This is a genomic window from Moraxella sp. CTOTU47724, assembly GCF_032014955.1.
Taxonomy (GTDB): domain Bacteria; phylum Pseudomonadota; class Gammaproteobacteria; order Pseudomonadales; family Moraxellaceae; genus Faucicola; species Faucicola tetraodonis.
The window spans coordinates 1-20505 of the sequence record NZ_DALZSV010000031.1 but is presented as its reverse complement, the minus strand read 5'-3'; the positions used below and the strand labels follow the sequence as shown (position 1 = coordinate 20505).

Genomic DNA, 20505 nt, shown 5'->3' with positions numbered 1-20505 from the left:
GTCACCTTTTATCAAAGTAATTGCTAAAAACAAATTTACAACAGCTTAAAAATTAATTTTCTGCCAAATGCTCTAAGTACCAAACCCCATTCGCTACTTGCAAGCGATGCGTGGTTTGCTCAGGTTCATCGGTTTCATCCAGCGCAATCATCACCCGATGCCCTTCTTGGCGTAGTGAGTCAATCGCTTGTTTGAGGGCGGGCGCATCAGGATGATTGGGTACATGTAAAATAGTTTGTACATGGCTATAAGGCACCACGGTAAAAGGCTGCTCATGTACTTGGATATGATTTTGCCAACGGTTTAGCTCGCAGCTAAAGCCAACGCCGGAACGCACGGCATCGGTATTATCAACTTCGTGATGAAAATGGTTGCTAAAACGACCACCACGAATCAGCGGCAATGACTCATCTGCCACGTACACATTAAAGACAACGCCTGTATGATAGTGATATCCCAATCCTGTGACATCGACACTGACATTGGCATCCCAGTGGTTTTCAAGATAGCTCACCAAATAAGTCAAATCAGACAAGGCTTTGGCAATGATAGCATCGTGTTTGGCTTGACTTGAGAGTCGTTCGCTCAGTTTTTGCAAGTCATTACCTGCCTCGCCTAGCACATAAAAATCGTTGGCAAGTTCGCCAAACTGGCTCATTTTGCTGGTCAAAAGTTTCAGCTCAGGTAACGCTTTATTGGCATAGAGCTCAATGAGTTTTTCTTGCAGATGCGTAGGTACACTGGCAAGCTGGCAAAGCTGCTGAAAAATCGCCACATGACCAATATCAATATGCGAGCGTGCAATCACATCCGTGCTATCTAACAAGGTAAATAGCACATCTAATAGTTCCACTTCACTGGCTAGTGAGTCGGTACCAAAAATCTCAGCGCCCAATTGTAGCGGGGTACGCGAGCCAAATAAGCCCTTTGGCATGGTATAGATTACATGCCCTGCATAACAATAACGAGAAATTGATTTTGCTGGGTTACTAGTGTCTTGATTATTGTGTAGACGTGCATCAATCCGCGCAATTTGTGGGGTGATATCTGCGCGTACCCCCATGAGCCGACCCGTTAGCTGATCAATGATTTTAAAAGTTTGTAATTTAACATCTTCAGACGCATAGCCGAGCAAGCTTTCGGTATATTCAATCATGGGCGGGCTAATAAATTCATAGCCATGGCTGATTAAAATACGGGTCAATTGATAACGCAGGGTTTCTTGCTTTACCGCTTCGGTTGATAGTAAATCGACAACCCCATCGGGTAATAGCCAAGTATTTTTTGTATTAAGATAAAAAGCAGACTGATTTGCCACATTTGTGGAATTTGATGCTAAATTTGACACAATAAATCCTAAGGATGATTAAATGATATATCACTAGACATGACAACAAGCGGCCATATGAAAACATAGACCATGAATTACCATGTAAAATCATAGAATAATCGATGAGAAGGGCACTTACAAAAATAAAATAAGCAAAGAATAAAATAAGGGCACTTTTCCTTTTCATTGTATCATAGCTTCACTGGGCTTAGGCATTTTTTTATTGCCCAATTTTTTATGCTAAACTGCGATACAATTTTATTGAAACTTATTTATTAAAACTTACACCCATGCAACCAGTATAGGGAAATCCAATTCACCCATGAAACTCTTTGTCTCAACCACTTTCCCTTTCGCCCGTCTCGTGATGGTCGCCTGTTTATGCCAGCAAATTGATGCCGAGCTTATATTTGTCATGCCTTGGGAAAACCCACAAGAATTATTAGCGGTCAACCCTTTTAGCCAAGTCCCTGCTCTGCTCACCGATAATCAATTACTCATCACAGAAAGCAGTGTGATTTTGGCGCATCTGATGCCGCAAATTTTCGCTGATGAAAAATCTGCCGCTTTAATCAGCCTGAGCCTCGGCATTATCAATCAAGCTGTTCGCGCCTTTGCCACCGAGCGCTTTCAGCCAGCAAGTGCTGCCCCACATCCATTTATTGAGCGCTCCACCAGTCTATTGTCGAATTTACTCCCCAATGCACCACAGCTCGATGCACAAAGCGATGCGCTCGGCCAAATCTTTTTTGGCATTGCCTTAGGGTATTTAAAATTACGTTTGGCTGAGGTGTTTGACAAGGCAGTCACTGAGGCAAACAAAGCGGCACTGGAGCAATTTTATCAGCGAGATTTTATGCAAAAAACTCAGAGTACTGCTTTAGAAAAACTACCAACATCTATCTCTCAACTTTAGCCAATCATCCATCTAGCCCAATCAAAACGTAAAAAGAGCTCACTATGTCCTATCATCCAAAAGCTGAATTAAACCAAACCAATGTACTGGGTACCGCATTAGCGAGTTGCTGTTTTGACCCGTTAACAGGTTATTATCGAAATGGTTTTTGTCATACTGGCGCTGGTGACGTCGGCTTACACACGGTTTGCGCCAAAATGACCCGAGAATTCTTAGAATTTTCTGTTGCCAAAGGCAATGATTTGGTGACGCCTTTACCCGAATTTGGTTTTCCAGGGCTGCAGCCCAATGATTTTTGGTGCGTGTGTGCCCTGCGCTGGGTGGAAGCATTGGATGCGGGGGTTGCGCCGCCGCTAAAACTTGCCGCATGTCATGAGAGTCTCTTAGAGTTAGTAGATATAGAGACACTGCAGCAGTATGCTATTTAAGGCGATAGTGAAAAAATGACCGTTGCTAAGCCTATGGTTAACGAGATTAATCTAGGTTTTAGCGGTCTGTCACGTATAATTATCTTGAGATTGTCATTTTTCACTGTTATCATTATCCATCTAATTTTAGCCGTATGATTGCATTGTCAATGCATGACTTCTTTTTTATTCGTTTAAAAATCACTGAGAATTACAAAATAGCAAGAACACACAGGCGCATTTGCCTACTTTGATGTTTACTTGCTGTTTTGTGGTTGCTACCTTTTAGTACTTTGATAACGACTGGACACATTTATTCGATCTGATACAACTCTTTCAAATCGTGATAGCGAGGTTTTTGGTTATGACGCCACCCCACCAAAACAAAAATTTATCTGAGCGCAGCGACGATTTATTAGAGCACCCCACTCAGACGACCCAGCGCGTAACGCCGCCTTTAGCCTCAGCGCTTAATCCGCCACATGATATGTCGACGGATTCTTTTACCCTTGCCAATGCGGATGTCATGTATGATGAAATCACTGATGAAGAACTCGATTTGCACGGTGATGATAGTTATATCTATGGCGAAAATTATGACGATGACGGCACTGTCGAAGTCTATGCACCGACCGATGTACCACCCCCTGAGTACAACCCTGAAGCTGAAATCACCGAAGATCGCTTTAAAGGGAAAAATGAGATTGCCAACTGCTTCGCCTACTCTCGTAAATCTGGGGAAAAAATCGGCGAGATTAAACTTGATGATGTGCGCCGCGAATTATCCAACAACAACGTATTTGTTTGGGTAGGACTGCATGACCCAAGTATCGAAACCATTCGAGAAGTTCAAGAGGCATTTGACTTGCACGAACTTGCCATTGAAGATGCTTTTGCTGAACATCAACGCGCCAAAGTTGAAAGCTATGGTAATGATAGCGTGTTCGTGGTGGTACGAACCGCCAAATTGACCGAAAACACCATTCGTTATGGCACTACGGCTATCTTTATGGGCAAGCAATATATCATCACTATTCGTCAAGGTGCCTCTCATAGCTACCAAAGTGTGCGAGACTTTTGCCATCGCCGACCAGAAAAATTGCGCCTTGGACCCATCTTTGTGCTGCACGCCATCTTAGACTTTATCGTCGACAACTATTTACCTATTACTGAAAAATTAGGACGTTATTTGCGCGAGCAAGAACGGGAAATTTTCTCCGAAAACTTTAACAAGCATACACTGCGCAATTTGTATGAATTAAAATCACAGCTCGTACATATGCGTGCTGTCATCTTACCTGTACAAGATATCTGTAATTTTTTCATCAATCATAAAAAGACTGATTTGATTCCAAGTTTCCCTAGCCAAGCCAAACCGTATTTTCGCGACGTCAATGACCATCTACTGCGTGCGCTCGATGCGGTCAATGGACTCAACGAAATGCTCAGTGTTGCCATGGATACTTACATGGCAGTGGTAAATACGGGTCAGAATGATGTGGTACGAAAACTTGCCGCTTGGGCAGGTATCCTCGCGGTTCCGACCGCGGTCGCAGGGATTTATGGGATGAACTTTGAAAATATGCCTGAACTAAAAATGCATTATGCCTACTATGTCTTATTAGCCGTTATTTTGACCATTTGTTTCACGCTTTACTATCGCTTTAAAAAGGCAGGTTGGTTATAAATTTTATCTTTAATTATAAAAGCTTAACAGATGATGCTGTTAAGCTTTTTTATTATTGGTTTATAAATTTATCAATTAAACACTATTCTCTAAACAGTAATTAAATTAAACAGCTCATCAATTTCTGCTTTCAAATGGTACATTTCGGTGTCATTCCATTTTTTGGATAAATGGCTGATGGGCAAAATCACACAGTGTAAATCGCGATAAGTAATGGCGTTAAATGTATTTCTCACAAGAGTTTTATTGGCTTCTCGCTCAAAATATTTAATGACATCCATATTTTGGGTAATGATTAAAACAGGTTTGAGAATACCATATAGCCAATCAAATAGATGCGTGTGTTTATGCTGAGGGCTTAATAAAGTCTTTTTAGGGGTGATAACACTATAAAGGTAAGTTTCAATCACAGGATGATTTGAGATTCCATCAATCAAATTTTGCTGAAATATATGGTTGCGATTCCACTGTAAATCATCATTGTAGCTAGCGATGTCATAATGCTCAGCAAACGATTCACGATCAAACCCTATGTCATCATGCCAAATATCGGCATCAAACACGTCTAAATTAACTTCGCGAGCTGGATTGTAGCCGACCATCATAATTTTGCAATTAAGGGGTGACCCTGAACAGATAAAGGGACGTACTTTCACATTGTCTAGTTGCTGCTCGCTAAGCCGCTGCTGCATTTCTGTACGGAATTTTTTTAAATCCATTTTCACGATTTATTTCCAAAAAATTTACTATCAATAAAATCCCATAATTTTTATTATATTACCTAGTCGCTATACAACAATCAATATACTTTTAGCGATAATTAAGTCACTGCTTAGCCTATAAATAGCAAATAAAAAAACCTCAAAAAGCATGAGGTTTTTTTATATTTATCGCCTATATATTTATCGCTTAGTAGCTTATGATAGCGGCAATTACAATTTGCTAGTTAGTTCTGGCAAGACTGTAAAAATATCACCTTCTAGGAAATAATCAGCTACTTGAGAGATAGGCGCTTCTGGGTCATTGTTGATGGCAACGATAACTTTTGAATCTTTCATACCTGCCAAATGCTGAATAGCACCTGAGATACCTGCGGCGATATATAGGTTTGGCGCAACAATTTTACCCGTTTGACCCACTTGTAGGTCGTTTGGCACATAACCTGCGTCAACTGCCGCACGTGATGCACCCATCGCAGCACCTAGCTTATCAGCCAGTGGCTCAATATACTTGGTGAAGTTTTCACCGCTGGCTAATGCACGACCACCTGATACAACAATCTCTGCAGCAGTTAATTCTGGACGATCAGATTTTGCTAACTCTTCACCGACAAATTTTGATTTGCCCGCATCTTCGCCTGCGCTTACTTGTTCTATACTGGCTGCGCCGCCTTCTGCTGCCGCTGCATCAAATGCAGTGGTACGAACTGTGATAACTTTTTTGCTTTCAGTATCTTTAACCGTTGCAATGGCATTGCCTGCGTAGATTGGACGCTCAAATGTCTCTGCATCAATCACAGCGGTTACATCAGTTAGCATATTTACGTCTAACAAAGCGGCAACGCGTGGTAAGAAGTTTTTACCTGTGGTTGTTGCTGGTGCAACGATATGGCTATAATCACCTGCAAGCGATACCACGAGTTTAGCGACGTTTTCAGCCAGTTGATGCTCAAAAGCAGCGTTACTTGCGCAAAGCACCTTTGATACACCCGCTACTTTAGCGGCTTGTTCTGCTACGGCTTCACAGCCAAGACCTGCAACTAACACAACGATATCGCCACCGATTTTGCTTGCTGCCGTTACGGTGTTGAGTGTTGCTTTTTTCAGCTCTTTATTATCATGTTCTGCATATACTAAAATTGCCATGAGATTTTCCTTAATATTTGATAATCGCTATCGTTAAATGACGAATTAAATTGAAGGTAGTTAAATGATTAGATAACTTTAGCTTCATTTCTTAATTTATCGACCAACTCGTCAACCGATTTAACTTTAACACCCGCTTTACGTTCTGCAGGTGGCGTTACTTTTACGATTTGAATGTTACTAGCGGTAGAAACACCATAATCTTCTGGTTTTTTCTCTTCTAATGGTTTTTTCTTCGCTTTCATGATGTTAGGCAGTTTGGCATAACGTGGTTCATTTAAACGTAAATCAGTGGTGATAACCGCAGGTAAAGATAACTGAACGGTTTGTAAGCCACCATCGATTTCACGTGTTACATTGACGCTACCACCTTCGACTTTTACTTGTGATGCAAAGGTTGCTTGACCTACATCCATCAATGCCGCTAGCATTTGACCTGTTTGGTTGTTGTCATCATCAATCGCTTGTTTGCCTAGTAAAATGATGTCAGCAGCTTCAGCTTGTGCAATCGCTTTTAAAATTTTTGCGACTTGTAGTGGACGCACAGTGTCGGTAGTTTCAACTAAAATACCACGATCTGCACCCAGTGCCATTGCGCCACGGATTTGTTCTTGTGCTTCTTTTGGACCGATAGATACAACAACAATTTCAGAGACCACGCCCGCTTCTTGTAGGCGTACAGCTTCTTCCACAGCAATCTCATCAAATGGGTTTACAGACATTTTAACATTGGTTAGGTCAACACCAGTGTTGTCCGCTTTTACACGAACTTTTACGTTATAGTCAACTACACGTTTAACAGCAACTAATGCTTTCATACGTTCCTCGTTTGTTATATGAATTAAAAAAGGAGGATAAATCCAAGTATCCCCAGTCATGATAAAATGAACATCCTATTCTTCTTAACTTAAACTAGCTTGGTGAGCTAACTTAGCAAGCTAAAAAGAATACTTATACTGTGAATACTCACAATACCCATTATCTTCGTTAATAATATATGTTGCGATAACTTACCCAACAAATCAAGAAAATCCTATGAATTTTAAGTCATAAAAAAATGGTTGGAAAACATCAAAAATTCTTGAATTTTTCGAATATATCATAACTAAAATAATTAGGGAAATTTTTTAACTAAATATTCAACATACAATGTCTCGTGTTTGATATGAATATGGAACACAAAACAAACGCGCAAAAAAAAACAACCTATCGTCTGGTTGTTTTTCTTTATTGCAAGCTAATTAAGATAAGCAGTTAATAAACAAACAATTAAGCTTGTAGTTATTATTATTGTGCTTCGATTTGTTCGGCTTGTGGGCCTTTTTGACCTTGGCTCAATACGAAGCTCACACGTTGACCTTCTTTAAGTGTTTTAAAACCTGAACCTTGGATTGCACTGTAATGAGCAAAAACGTCTTGACCGCCATTGTCTTGAGCGATGAAGCCGAAACCTTTGCTCTCATTGAACCATTTTACAGTACCAGTAGCTTTATCTGACATAAAAAATCCTACATTAAAAATTAACTATGTTATCTATAACGCTTGCAATTACTTAGGTAAATACAGGGTGTTATAAATTGTCATCGCCAAAAATTTGTTAAGTGTATTTTAGCGAATAATCACAGTATAGCCTAGTTTTAGCGTTTCACCTACTATTTTTTGAACTTTTTACCACAAAGTTACAATTAAAAAGGGATTTTAAATTGACTTTATTAAGCTAGATTAAAGGCGATAACACCGTTCATCAACATATTGATAAATATCGCAATGCTGGTCACCGTAATCACCAGTGAAAATGATAGGCTATAGTCCATATATTTGATGGGCATACTCATGTCATCGACATCTTTAATATCACCCGCCTGGTCTTTGAGTAGATAAAATCCATAAATCCAACCAAATATGCTATATAAAATATAGGCAAATGGCACGACTTTGGCGATGCTACTAAATCCGCCATAATATACGGCGACCACAGATACCATAAGCCACACAGTTTCTAATATGGAGCTCACGCTAAATAACGTTGATTGCGGCAATTTTCCTAAGTTTTTCTTCAAAACTATGGATTCATAGGCAATCAGTAGGGCGACAATTAACGTACCGACCAGATAAATTGCTTGCCAATTTAACGTATAGCTATCCCCCATCAGGTAATTCAAAGGATTTGCCAATGCAGGCAAAGAACTCATACCGCTAAAAGTGTGTAAAAAAGTTGCAGTCGACAACTGCCAAACAGACGCTATATTCAAAACAAATCTCATAAACTTTATATCGATACCCATTATTTTATACTAAAAAACCCTGTCTATGTAACTTTACACAGCGCAGGGTTATTGTCATTTTATTAGTTTTACCAATTGGGTATGATGCCATTGGTAAAACTAACTGGGTGCAAAACTAGTTTTTCTCTTTGTCGATGATTTTGCTTGAGGTAATCCAAGGCATCATACCGCGAAGTTTGGCACCTGTTTTTTCGATTTCATGCTCAGCGGTTTGACGACGGCGCGCTGTCATTGATGGATAACCTGACATACCTTCAGCGATAAACATTTTTGCATATTCGCCTGATTGGATACGTTTTAGGGCATTACGCATCGCTTCACGTGATTGATCGTTAATAACTTCTAAACCTGTCACGTATTCACCGTATTCTGCGTTGTTACTGATTGAGTAGTTCATATCAGCAATACCGCCTTGGTACATCAAGTCTACAATCAATTTTAATTCGTGTAGACATTCAAAGTAAGCCATTTCTGGGGCATAACCTGCTTCAACCAAGGTTTCAAAGCCCATTTTGACCAGTTCAACCGCACCACCACAAAGTACCGCTTGCTCACCAAATAGGTCCGTTTCAGTTTCGTCTTTGAACGTTGTTTCGATGATACCTGAACGACCACCGCCGACGCCCATCGCGTAAGATAACGCCACTTGTTTGGCTTGACCAGACGCATCTTGGTAAACGGCGATTAAATCAGGAATACCGCCGCCTGTGGCAAATTCGTTACGCACGGTATGACCCGGTGCTTTTGGCGCAATCATTATGACATCTAGGTCTTTGCGTGGTACCACTTGGTTGTAATGGATTGAGAAACCATGGGCAAATGCAAGCGTGGCACCTTGTTTGATGTTTGGCTCAATCACGTCATTGTAAAGTTGTTTTTGGAATTCATCAGGAGTCAAAATCATGACTAAGTCAGCTTGCTTGACTGCTTCTTCTACTTCAGCCACTTTTAGGCCGGCATTTTCTGCTTTTTTCCAAGATGATGAATCTTTGCGCAGGCCAACTGTGACATCAACACCGCTGTCTTTTAGGTTCAATGCGTGCGCGTGACCTTGTGATCCGTAACCGATAATCGCAACTTTTTTGCCTTGGATGATTGATAGATCACAATCTTTATCATAAAAAATGTTCATAACTATTTCCTTGTGTAAAAAACAACTACTATTAAAAGGTTGGTAAATTTAGACGCTGAGGATTTTTTCACCCCGAGCGATACCAATAACACCAGAACGTACTACCTCTAAAATGCGTTCACGTCCCATCAATTCGATAAAGCCGTCCAATTTTGCGGTGTCACCGACAATTTGAATGGTATAGACATTGGACGTGATATCAACAATACTTGCACGGAAGATATCCGCACAGCGCTTCACTTCTTCACGGTTGCTACCCGTGGCACGCACTTTGATCAGCATGAGTTCGCGCTCAATATGTACACTATCGGTCAGCGTGGTTACTTTAACGATTTCAATCAGCTTGTGCAACTGTTTGGTCACTTGCTCAATCTTATTTTGATCGGTATCTGTGGTCAAGGTCAAACGCGATAAAGTCGGGTCATCGGTTGGCGCGACGTTCAATGTCTCGATGTTGTAGCCACGTTGTGAAAATAAGCCAACCACACGAGACAGTGACCCTGATTCATTTTCCATTAAGACAGAAATTAAATGTTTCATTAGGTACGCTCCCCTTTGGCTAACCACATATCACGCATTGACTGACCTGCTAATTGCATTGGATAAACATGCTCGTTTTTATCGACGAGTACATCGATAAATACCAATCGATCTTTGAGGGATAAGGCATAAGCAAGTTGTTCATCAAGTTTGGCTGGGTCAGTGATTTGGATACCAACATGACCGTAAGCTTCTGCAAGTTTGACAAAATCTGGCAATGAATCCATATAAGAGTGCGAATGGCGACCTTCATAAATCATGTCTTGCCATTGTTTGACCATACCCAACTGGGCGTTGTTAAGATTTAAAATCTTTACTGGTAAGTTATATTGTAAGCAAGTTGATAGCTCTTGGATATTCATCTGAATTGAGCCTTCACCGGTGATACAGACCACATCACGCTCTGGATTAGCAAGTTTGGCTGCCATTGCATAAGGCAACCCTACCCCCATGGTGCCTAAACCACCTGAGTTTAACCATTGACGCGGCTCATCGTATTTATAGTATAGGGCTGCAAACATTTGGTGCTGACCCACATCAGAGGTGATGATAGCTTTACCATGGGTTAGCTCATATAAGCGCTCAACAACGTGCTGTGGTTTCATGCCATGGCTGTCGTCTTTGTCATAGCGCAGACCATGACGTTTACGCCATTCATTGATTTGTGCCCACCAATCATTTAACGCGGCTTGGTCAAGCTGTGCGTTATTTTCTGTTAATACGGCGAGCATATCGCTTAACACATTTTTTACATCACCGACGATCGGGATATGTGCGTTAATGGTTTTTGAGATTGATGCAGGGTCGATATCAATATGGATAATTTTAGCGTTTGGACAGAATTTTTGCGTATTGTTGGTCACACGGTCATCAAAACGCGCACCCACGGCCAAAATCACATCTGAATTGTGCATGGTCATATTGGCTTCATACGTACCATGCATCCCAAGCATACCTAAAAACTGTTTATCCGACCCTGGATAAGCGCCCAATCCCATCAAAGTATTGGTCACCGGCAAATTAAGTAAACGGGCTAATGCGGTTAATTCTGCACTGGCGTTTGATGCAATCACGCCACCACCTGAATATAGTACAGGGCGTTTGGCAGCAATTAAGGTTTCGATGGCTTTACGAATTTGTCCTGAATGACCGCGAACCGATGGTTGGTAAGAACGCATACTGACCGACTCAGGGAAATGGTAAGGGAATTTTTCGTTAGGCGCAGTTTTATCTTTGGGTACATCAATCACCACAGGGCCTGGGCGACCAGAGCTTGCAATATAAAATGCTTTGCGCACGATTTCTGGGATTTCGCTGGCATGACGTACTTGAAAACTGTGTTTGACGACAGGACGTGACACACCAATCATGTCAGTTTCTTGGAACGCATCATCACCGATGAGGCTTGAAGGCACCTGACCTGAGATGATAACCATCGGAATGGAATCCATAAACGCGGTAGCAATAGCGGTAACCGTATTGGTAGCGCCTGGACCTGATGTCGCTAATACCACCCCAGTTTGACCTGTCACACGGGAATAAGCATCTGCCATATGACCCGCTGCTTGTTCGTGACGCACGAGGATGTGCTCAATGCTATCTTGTTTGAACAACGCATCATAAATATGCAACACGGCGCCGCCTGGATAGCCAAAAATGTATTCGACACCTTCGTCAATTAGCGCTTGCACCAGCATTTCTGCACCAGACATCATCACAGGTTCACCTGCTGAGGCTTTGGCGGTTTTTTTGTCAAAATTGGGTGCAGCGTGAGCCGTTTGGTTTTCTCCCGTCATATTGGGAGCTTGGGTAGTTTGAGTCACTGTCATCACCTTTTATGGTCGTCTTCAAAAATGATACTGGGAAGTTGTTTTAGATAAAAATTGCTAAATGATTAGCAAGAATCTTCAACACCGTCATAAGGTAACAGTGAACAAATCAGACGAGGGCAAAAAGCATGATAACCAAAAAAGAAAGCATCACGAAAATTACGTAATGTATAAATTGATGGCTACTTTTTGTCTTTGTTGACCGATAAGTCAGGGTTGTTAGATTCTTTTGTTTAGATTCATAAACAACAACAACGGTAAAAAATGCTCTCATCCAATTGTAGAGCCTAATTAGCGGATAGCGCCAATTAGCTTAGATTTTACCAATTAGTAACCAACGATAATTGTTACTAACGACCAGTAGAGGACTTATGATGTGAGTTTTTTTAACACTTGTCAATAAAAAAAAGCTACTAGAATTTATAACTTTTAGTTATAGATAAATGAATTCGTTTTAAGGCTTGGTTTTAAGGCTTGGTTTTAAAGCTTAATAAACTTTAAAATCTCGGACTGATTGAGCCAGTCGTTTTTAGAAAATTACCTTTAGGAAATTAAACGATTATCTTGTCGAAATTTACTGCTAAAAGCTATCAAGCTGTGATAGGCTATCGCATAATTTTCTCGTTTCTTGCACAGGAAAAACAATGTTAAAGCCACTGTTTTTGTTATCACTCATGTTATCACCATTCGTTATGGCGAGTTCAAATGCAGCAACTTATTACAAGTGGACTGACAAAAATGGTGTGCCGCATTATAGCCAATATGCGCCGACCAATGGTGTTAATTTGCGACAAGTGCAAGTGGTTAATACCCGTGAACTTGGGCCTAGTAGTCGTGCACCTGCAACCGCTGGCAATAGCACAGGTGCTGCTTCAGGTGTATCACCAACACTGACAGCCGATCAAAAACGCGCTGCTGAGCTTGAAGCACAAAATCAGCAACTCAAAAAACAGCAAGATGCGGAGCGCTGCAAAGCCTTACAAAGTACCCTTGCTAATCTAAACCAAGGCGGGCGCGTCTATGAGATGGATAATAAAGGTGAACGTAAATATTTAGATGGTCGTGAAATTGAGCTACGCCGTCAGCAAGTCGCGCAAACAGTGAGCCAATACTGTAAATAACTTTGAATGCTATATGACTTTAGCATTCAATGAAAATTAAAGTTGTGTAAAGGTTAAAGGTGAGTGAATTCTCACCTTTTTTTTATTGAACCTTCTTAACCTGCCGTGATTTTAATGGTCCGTGATTTGATGGATGATGTCACCGATTGCCGATGCCATGTGATTAGCTTGCAGCGCATATTCCCCCATTTTTTCTGCTAACGTATCACCTGCTTTGGCATGTATGAGCACGGAGGTTAGCATGGGTGCGGCAATCGCTTGCCCCAATAAGCCCGCCATCAGACCTGCCAAGCAGTCGCCCATGCCAGCCGTTGCCATACCGGCATTACCCAAGCCGCAAATATCAATACTGTCTCGTTCAAGACAGTCTCGTTCAAGCACAATCGTTTGTGCCCCTTTGATAAGCCAATTGCCCCCATAGTGGTGAGCCAATGCCTGAATTGCGCTGATTTTGTTTCGATCGATGTCGGCATAGGGTTGATTGAGCAAACGTCCTGCTTCCGCTGAATGCGGTGTTAGATAAAACCGTTGGTTTGACTGCCCCAATCGTGGTTGAATTGGCGCATTTAAACCGTCACTCGTGCCTGCCCAATCTGCCAAATGGTATAAACCATCGGCGTCAATGACACATAGTTTCTCTGATTGTTTGATCGCCGTAAGATACTGGTTAAATAACTCTAACGTTACTTTATCTCTACCCAAACCCATGCCGATGGCAACCACATCCACCGCGTCAATCAGCTCGATGACGCTAGCGATATTGTGTAAATCCGCGGTCATGGCATTGGGCAAAGCGGTGACAATGGCTGAATGAAAATCACGATGACAGGCAACGGTGACTTTGCCTGCACCACTGCTCAATGCCGCACTGGCGGCCAATATCGCCGCCCCTGCCATGCCATGCCCATCCTGTAGCCGATTGCCACCGATGATGAGTACATGACCATACGTACCTTTATGACTCACCTGCTGACGTTGTGGCAAGTTAGGTAGCGTGCAATGTAACAAGATGCTTGATTGCTCAATAGGGAGCAAAGGCAGATCAATCACAGTGCCAACATAATCTTTACTATCCCCGATATGCAGTCCGACCTTTCGCCCGATTAAACAAAGTGTCTTGTCTGCTTTAATCGCAATGTCATCGTACACTTCGCCCGTAGCGGCATTAAGTCCGCTGGGTACATCGATGCTGATGACTTGACAAGAGTCACTTTGCTTGCGGTATTGATTAATCCAATGGATGATTGGCTGATAATCACCGCTAGGCTTGCCATCGAGCCCAATCCCCAATAACCCATCAATCACCACATTATAATGATAGCTTAAACCAAGCTCATAAAATGGCTGTAAAAATGCTGTCAACGTCAGATATTTTGCCGCATTTGCACAGTTTGACTGGTACAGGTGCTTTGCTGTTTGGCTGTCGAGGGTGGTAGGCGCTGCGACTTGTACTACGGTAACTGACCAATGTGGGCAAAGCTTGTTCACATAATGCGCCACCAACCAAGCATCGCCGCCATTATTACCCGCGCCTGCCACTACCAATACCGATTTTTGAGAGTGACTGCTTTTTTGAAGGTGATTGCTTTTTTGAGGGGGACTGCCTTTTTGATTGCTACTTTCCTGCTTGATGATGTGTGCAAGTTGCCATGCAGCTTGTTGCATTAAGGCGAAACTGTCATTTTTGCTAAACCAGCTTTTTTCAAGGTCATAAATTTGTTTGGGGCTATATAAGGCAATGGCGTTTTGCATCACAGTATTTTTATCCGTCCGTGCATTACTTTGCATAAGATGTTCCAATGATGTGGTAGGTGTTTATTTTGCTATAATAGCATTTTAATTTTACCTGGTTGTTGGCATGTTGGACACTACAAACGAACTCAATGCTCTCAAGGGCTGGATAAAGGCGCAAGCCAAGGCGTTGGGGTTTGCTGATTGTGGCTTTGTCCATCCCGCCAATCCCATCTTTGTAAAACAGCTTGATGCCTTGCAAACTTGGTTAGCACAAGGTAAACATGGGGATATGCTGTTTTTTGAAGACAATCATGATAAACGTGCTAACCCTGCCCTGTTAGTCGATAGGACGCAAAGTATCATTAGTGTGCGTTTAGATTATCTGGTCACGCCGCCGCCCAAACGCAGTGTGCCAGACAACGAGCGCCCCAACTCAGCGATTATTGCCCGCTATGCTCGAGGACGTGATTATCATAAAACCATGCGAGGGCTACTAAAAACTCTAGCCAGACTGATTCAAGACAAACTAACCACCGATTATCCGCAATATGCCAACGACTTTGTATTTCGTCCCTTTAGCGACTCCGCGCCTATATTTGAGCGCGCGTTGGCTGAGCAAGCAGGTTTGGGCTGGACAGGCAAACACACTTTGCTGATTCATCCACAAGCGGGGTCATTTTTTGTGTTGGGGGAATTATTCACCAGCTTGCCTTTGGCAGAGGATAAAAAGCAAATCGAAACCACATTATCGCATTGTGGCAGTTGCCGGGCTTGTATTCATGTGTGCCCTACCCATGCCATCCGCAAAACACCCACCGGGCATTATGATGTCGATGCACGGCTGTGTATTTCGTATTTAACCATTGAATTAGATGGCAAAATCCCTGTAGAACTTCGTCCCAAAATTGGCAATCGCATTTTTGGCTGTGATGATTGTCAGTTGATTTGTCCTTGGAATAAATTTGCCAGATTAGCGACGATTGAGGATTTTAATCCGCGTCACCGTTTAGATGAGATGTCACTACTTGAGTTATGGGCATGGGATGCACAGGATTTTTTGACAAAAACTGAAGGCTCGCCGATTCGCCGCACGGGCTACGACAATTTTATGCGCAATGTGGCGGTAGCCTTGGGAAATGCACCGTTTAGCCAAGCAATTATTGACAAACTGCAACAAAAACGCCCAATGCTAAGCGAAAACACACAAGAACATATTGATTGGGCGATCCAGCAACAACTTAATAAAAGTTAAAATGACGAGTTGGGTTGTTGCAAAAAGGCGATTTCCTCATCACTGGATTGTCTACCCAAAATCGCATTGCGGTGCGGATAGCGCCCAAATCTTTCAATAATGGCTTGATGCTTATATTCAAACGCTAATGTATCGTTACTGGCGTATTTTTTAAACAATGGCAACGCCTGCTGATGAATGTTTGCCGATTCCGCATGCATAAAAGGCATTAAAGCAAAATTGCGTTCGTCTTGATTCAACGTGTCAAAATCTGGCTGTTTGACGATTTCTTGTGCCAATACTAACGCCATGCCATCTTGGGCAAAAGCTTGTGAAGAATCTCGAAAAATATTGCGCGAAAACTGGTCCAATACAATGATTTCTGCCAGTCGCCCTTTTGTACTGGCTCGCCAATCCCCTAACTCGCCTCGTTTGGCTTGCTCAAGTGTGACTAAAAATTTAGCCGTTACGGTTTTATCAAAATCCTCATCTTTGGCAAACCAAAATGGCTTAGTATTTTGCTGCAACCAAAAATCTAATACCTTTTTAGCGTCTGATGATATTGGTTGTGCTGCTACCTGTGATTGATTGGTCATTTGCTTTCCTTGTGTAGAGTAATTATAGTGACTTGTCGGGTAATTATAGTGACAAATTTTGCTAAACAAGCGCGATTTCCCTATAATGTGGCACAAATTTAGATTGAGAACAACCATGTATCCTTTTTTACGACTGGGCACCCATGCCATCAAAAGCGCGATTAAACAAAAACAAGGTCATTCGCTTCAATTAACCGATACCAGCGAAATCACCTTGACCGCTAATATCAACGACATTGACAATTTTTTTGAAATGAACAACGGACGTATTTTTACGCTGTTTGATTTGGGGCGAAACGATCTTGCCATTCGCTCAGGACTTGCCAAAAAATTATTCAAGCATCGCTGGGGGCTGGTGGTCGCTGGTAGTACCATCCAATATCGTAAGCGTGTTCGTTTATTTGATAAGGTCACCATCAAAACCCGATTGATAGCTGTTGATGAGCGCTGGTTTTATATTGAGCAAAGCATGTGGGTCAAAGGTCAGCCTACTTGCTCTGCGCTGCTACGCACCGGTATTACCAACATCGTGACTGGCAAGGTTTTGCCGACTAAGCAAGTGCTCAGCGCGCTGGATTATAAAGATATTAATATGCCACCTGATGACTGGGTCAAAGCTTGGTCAGACGCCGATAAAATCCGTCCATTTCCTAAAGCCAATGTCCACCTTGCCAAAGATTCTGCTATCACCGAGTAACCCATAAATGCCTTTAACTTTAGATGATTTTGATTATCAACTGCCCGATGAACTCATTGCCCGCTATCCGTTAGCGGTGCGCTCTGCCTCTCGATTGCTGTATCTGCCTGCTCATGGTCAACCCAAAGACCAACAATTTGTGGATTTGCCAGAGTTGTTAAATAGTGGTGACTTGGTGGTGTTTAATGACACCAAGGTCATGAAAGCAAGGCTGTTTGGGCAAAAAGCCAGTGGCGGCGCGGTCGAAGTATTGGTTGAGCGTATTTTGCCCGATGATGATACTGGCAACCAAAAGCACACCGCTTTGTGTCATGTACGCGCCAGCCGCAGCCCAAAAGAGGGGCAAACGTTGAGCCTTGCCGATGGTAACATTCATGCCACGGTAATGGGGCGTGAGGACAATTTATTTTTGCTAGAATTTGACCAACCGATATTGCCTGTGCTTGAACACTATGGTGAACTGCCAATTCCGCCCTATTTTGAGCGCCATGCCGATGACAATGACGAAACCCGCTATCAAACGGTATTTCATGACCCAGCCAAACTTGCCAGCGTAGCCGCACCGACGGCAAGCTTGCATTTTGATGATAACGTATTGGCTGCACTCAAGTCCAAGGGCATCAACACCGCCTTTGTCACCTTGCATGTCGGTGCAGGCACATTTGCCCCTGTCAAGACAGAGGATATTTTGCGCCATAAAATGCACTCAGAATATGCTGAGTTGCCCCAAGCGACTGCCGATTTGATTAACCAAACCAAAGCCCGTGGCGGGCAAGTGATTGCGGTCGGTACCACTGTGACACGGGTGCTAGAAACGGCGTTTCAAAAAACCGCCAGTTTTGAAAACCCGATGCTATCGGCTTGGTCAGGTGACACCGATATTTTTATTTATCCGTCATTTAGGTTTGGGGTGATTGATAAGCTCATCACCAATTTTCATTTGCCAAAATCCACGCTATTGATGCTGGTGTCAGCGTTTGCAGGCAGTGAGCCCATCAAACAGGCTTATCAGCACGCCATCGAGCAACAATACCGTTTCTTTAGTTACGGTGATGCCATGTTGTTAGATAAAGTAGAATGATGTTAGTAATTTCTCAGCTTGTTAATAAAATGACTGCATTGTCTTTATACCTAATCGTTGGTTTGTGGTTAGCAGTTAGCATTGCTTTTTTTAGTACGCTTAAATCTGCAGTTATGATTTTAAACTATCCAATTCCTGCTAAAACTGAACTTTTTCACTCGCAAGGTACGGCTAAATTCACCCCTTATCAACAAATCAACAGCAAACTTATCTATTTGCCAAATATGGCGGTGGTATCAGAAAATACTTTACGATTTTATCAATGTCCATTCACACCTTATATTCAAGATTGTTTGCATAACTATTTACCTTTAGAAAATCAAACAGTTAGCCTTGATTGGGCATCATTACAAAAAACATCGCAAGTCGATGCCACACGTCTTTTATACGAACTTTCAATCGATGGCAAAGTAATTTATGATTATGCCGATGCAGTCAAGCATATTGAACACAGAAAAAAGCAATCGCTTTGGGTGGTGATTATTTATGCGGTTAGCACGTTTTGTGTTTTGTCTTACCTGTTATTTTTTATTACTATTGATATTAGAAAAACTAAAAATTAATAGCATTTTCAGCCACGTAAGTTAATGGTATAATACCGCCTTTTAGCAAAACTTACTAAAGCAAAATATGCAATTCACCTTACATAAAAACGCTACAGGCGAGAGCCGTGCTCGCCGTGGTACGGTTCATCTCGCTCATGGCGATGTGCAAACCCCTGCCTTTATGCCTGTCGGTACTTATGGCACCGTCAAAGGCATGCTGCCGCGGGATATCCACGAAATCGGTGCCGAAATCATCTTAGGCAATACCTTTCATTTGTGGCTGCGCCCAACGACCGATGTCATTGACAAATTTGGCGGCTTACATGACTTTATCGGTTGGAATAAGCCGATTTTAACTGATTCCGGCGGTTTTCAAGTCTTTAGCCTGGGTGCAATGCGTAAAATCAAAGAGGAAGGTGTGCATTTTCGCTCGCCGATTGATGGCGCAAAAGTATTTTTATCCCCCGAAATATCAATGCAAATTCAATACTCACTGAACTCAGACATCGTCATGCAGTTTGATGAGTGTACGCCCTATCCTGCGACCCCTAGCGAAGCGGATACATCGCTTGAATTATCGCTGCGTTGGGGCGAGCGCTGTAAAAATGAGCATGAAAAACTGGGTAACAAGAATGCTTTGTTTGGTATTATTCAAGGCAGTATGTATCGCAACCTTCGCGAAAAGTCCTTAGAAGGGTTGCTCGCTATTGGGTTTGATGGCTATGCCATTGGTGGGCTGTCAGTCGGTGAGCCAAAAGAAGAAATGATGGCGGTGCTTGATTACTTACCCGATGATATGCCCGCCGACAAGCCCCGTTATTTAATGGGCGTGGGTAAGCCTGAAGATATCGTGGAAGCGGTACGCCGCGGTGTTGATATGTTTGATTGCGTGATGCCAACACGTAATGCGCGAAATGGTCATTATTTCACCACTTTTGGCGCCGTTAAAATTAAAAATGCGGTGCACCGTTTTGACCAAAGTCCGCTTGATAGCGAATGTGATTGTTATACTTGTCAGAATTTCAGCCGCGCCTATTTGCATCATTTGTTCAAGTGCAATGAAATGCTATCGGCACAGTTGGGCACCATACACAATTTGCGTTACTATCAGCGCTTGATGGCAGATATCCGTCAGTCCATTCAAGATGATAAGTTTGATGCGTTTGTCGATACTTTTTATCAGCATCAAAACTTACCAAAACCTGATTTGCATTTGACATAAAAACCACCTAAAAACACATAAAAAAAGAGCCGATTTGGCTCTTTTTTACTTTTTATAAGCTGCTGTTGATACGCTAAATAGCAACGCTATCCTTTCTTAGTACATTATCTGACTAAGCCACGTTCACTATGAATCAGGGAATCCAATAGCAATTGTACCAAAGGTTCTTGGGGTAATAGCTGCTCGGTCACTGCTACAATGGCTTCTTCCTTGGTCAGTCCTGAACGGAAAATCACCCGATAAGCCTGGCGTAGATAATCAATAGTCTGCTTTGACCAACCTTTGCG

Annotated in this window: 20 protein-coding genes and 1 pseudogene; 9 read left to right on the top strand and 12 right to left on the bottom strand. The window is 42.3% G+C overall.

Going from position 1 to position 20505, the window contains the following annotated elements:
* Positions 1-52: 52 nt before the first annotated feature.
* Positions 53-1348 (bottom strand): ATP phosphoribosyltransferase regulatory subunit, encoded by a 1296-nt coding sequence (locus RTR63_RS07560; RefSeq protein WP_312523559.1) that lies wholly within the window; start codon positions 1346-1348, stop codon positions 53-55.
* A gap of 304 nt (positions 1349-1652) precedes the next feature.
* Between RTR63_RS07560 and RTR63_RS07555 the strand changes: the two genes are divergently transcribed.
* The 3 genes from RTR63_RS07555 (at position 1653) to corA (ending at position 4340) form a co-directional block, all read left to right on the top strand.
* The gene (locus tag RTR63_RS07555) at positions 1653-2246 is read left to right on the top strand and encodes a glutathione S-transferase N-terminal domain-containing protein (protein ID WP_312523557.1); all 594 of its coding nucleotides are present in this window, start codon (positions 1653-1655) and stop codon (positions 2244-2246) included.
* A 44-nt stretch (positions 2247-2290) separates the two neighbouring features.
* Positions 2291-2674: a DUF2237 family protein gene (locus RTR63_RS07550; RefSeq protein WP_065252584.1), complete on the top strand. Its 384-nt coding sequence runs from the start codon at positions 2291-2293 to the stop codon at positions 2672-2674.
* Positions 2675-3179: 505 nt separating this feature from the next.
* Positions 3180-4340 (top strand): magnesium/cobalt transporter CorA, encoded by a 1161-nt coding sequence (gene corA, locus RTR63_RS07545; protein ID WP_227522698.1) that lies wholly within the window; start codon positions 3180-3182, stop codon positions 4338-4340.
* 89 nt (positions 4341-4429) lie between these two features.
* On the opposite strand, the gene RTR63_RS07540 is transcribed toward corA, so the two are convergent.
* From RTR63_RS07540 to RTR63_RS07505, 8 genes are all read right to left on the bottom strand, one after another.
* Complete coding sequence (locus tag RTR63_RS07540) at positions 4430-5065, bottom strand: hypothetical protein (RefSeq protein WP_312523555.1); 636 nt, start codon at positions 5063-5065, stop codon at positions 4430-4432.
* A 207-nt stretch (positions 5066-5272) separates the two neighbouring features.
* The gene (locus RTR63_RS07535; RefSeq protein ID WP_060994967.1) at positions 5273-6205 is read right to left on the bottom strand and encodes an electron transfer flavoprotein subunit alpha/FixB family protein; all 933 of its coding nucleotides are present in this window, start codon (positions 6203-6205) and stop codon (positions 5273-5275) included.
* A 68-nt stretch (positions 6206-6273) separates the two neighbouring features.
* On the bottom strand, positions 6274-7023 hold the full coding sequence (locus RTR63_RS07530) for an electron transfer flavoprotein subunit beta/FixA family protein (protein ID WP_099807962.1): 750 nt from the start codon (positions 7021-7023) through the stop codon (positions 6274-6276).
* Positions 7024-7492: 469 nt separating this feature from the next.
* Positions 7493-7705 (bottom strand): cold-shock protein, encoded by a 213-nt coding sequence (locus RTR63_RS07525; RefSeq protein WP_007116781.1) that lies wholly within the window; start codon positions 7703-7705, stop codon positions 7493-7495.
* A 212-nt stretch (positions 7706-7917) separates the two neighbouring features.
* Entirely contained in the window at positions 7918-8457 is a 540-nt protein-coding gene (locus tag RTR63_RS07520) for a hypothetical protein (protein WP_312523553.1), read from the bottom strand.
* A 148-nt stretch (positions 8458-8605) separates the two neighbouring features.
* On the bottom strand, positions 8606-9622 hold the full coding sequence (ilvC, locus tag RTR63_RS07515) for a ketol-acid reductoisomerase (protein WP_007116783.1): 1017 nt from the start codon (positions 9620-9622) through the stop codon (positions 8606-8608).
* 48 nt (positions 9623-9670) lie between these two features.
* Positions 9671-10162 carry an acetolactate synthase small subunit gene (gene ilvN, locus RTR63_RS07510; RefSeq protein WP_203171804.1) on the bottom strand — a complete coding sequence of 164 codons (492 nt, stop codon included), beginning with the start codon at positions 10160-10162 and terminating at the stop codon, positions 9671-9673.
* Positions 10162-11877, bottom strand: a complete 1716-nt coding sequence (locus RTR63_RS07505) for an acetolactate synthase 3 large subunit (RefSeq protein ID WP_172823569.1) — start codon at positions 11875-11877, stop codon at positions 10162-10164. The genes ilvN and RTR63_RS07505 overlap by 1 nt, the downstream gene beginning before the upstream one ends.
* 758 nt (positions 11878-12635) lie before the next feature.
* Between RTR63_RS07505 and RTR63_RS07500 the strand changes: the two genes are divergently transcribed.
* Positions 12636-13112, top strand: a complete 477-nt coding sequence (locus RTR63_RS07500; protein WP_160001937.1) for a DUF4124 domain-containing protein — start codon at positions 12636-12638, stop codon at positions 13110-13112.
* A gap of 111 nt (positions 13113-13223) precedes the next feature.
* Here RTR63_RS07500 and RTR63_RS07495 read toward each other — a convergent pair whose 3' ends face one another.
* Positions 13224-14900 (bottom strand): NAD(P)H-hydrate dehydratase, encoded by a 1677-nt coding sequence (locus RTR63_RS07495; protein ID WP_312523551.1) that lies wholly within the window; start codon positions 14898-14900, stop codon positions 13224-13226.
* A 70-nt stretch (positions 14901-14970) separates the two neighbouring features.
* Between RTR63_RS07495 and queG the strand changes: the two genes are divergently transcribed.
* Positions 14971-16098 (top strand): tRNA epoxyqueuosine(34) reductase QueG, encoded by a 1128-nt coding sequence (gene queG, locus RTR63_RS07490; protein WP_312523549.1) that lies wholly within the window; start codon positions 14971-14973, stop codon positions 16096-16098.
* Here queG and RTR63_RS07485 read toward each other — a convergent pair.
* Positions 16095-16673, bottom strand: coding sequence for a DUF924 family protein (locus RTR63_RS07485; RefSeq protein WP_312523546.1), 579 nt, complete (start codon positions 16671-16673; stop codon positions 16095-16097). The genes queG and RTR63_RS07485 overlap by 4 nt on opposite strands.
* Positions 16674-16788: 115 nt before the next feature.
* On the opposite strand from RTR63_RS07485, the gene RTR63_RS07480 reads away from it, so the two are divergent.
* The 4 genes from RTR63_RS07480 to tgt all read left to right on the top strand — a co-directional run bounded on the left by RTR63_RS07480 (position 16789) and on the right by tgt (position 20218).
* Complete coding sequence (locus RTR63_RS07480) at positions 16789-17370, top strand: acyl-CoA thioesterase (RefSeq protein WP_312523544.1); 582 nt, start codon at positions 16789-16791, stop codon at positions 17368-17370.
* A gap of 7 nt (positions 17371-17377) precedes the next feature.
* Positions 17378-18451, top strand: coding sequence for a tRNA preQ1(34) S-adenosylmethionine ribosyltransferase-isomerase QueA (gene queA / locus RTR63_RS07475; RefSeq protein ID WP_203171799.1), 1074 nt, complete (start codon positions 17378-17380; stop codon positions 18449-18451).
* Positions 18451-19014 carry a hypothetical protein gene (locus RTR63_RS07470; RefSeq protein ID WP_095355527.1) on the top strand — a complete coding sequence of 188 codons (564 nt, stop codon included), beginning with the start codon at positions 18451-18453 and terminating at the stop codon, positions 19012-19014. The genes queA and RTR63_RS07470 overlap by 1 nt, the downstream gene beginning before the upstream one ends.
* A gap of 67 nt (positions 19015-19081) precedes the next feature.
* Positions 19082-20218 (top strand): tRNA guanosine(34) transglycosylase Tgt, encoded by a 1137-nt coding sequence (gene tgt / locus RTR63_RS07465; protein WP_312523542.1) that lies wholly within the window; start codon positions 19082-19084, stop codon positions 20216-20218.
* A 104-nt stretch (positions 20219-20322) separates the two neighbouring features.
* On the opposite strand, the pseudogene RTR63_RS07460 reads toward tgt, so the two are convergent.
* A pseudogene (locus tag RTR63_RS07460) lies at positions 20323-20505 on the bottom strand (acyl-ACP--UDP-N-acetylglucosamine O-acyltransferase); the annotation flags it as partial.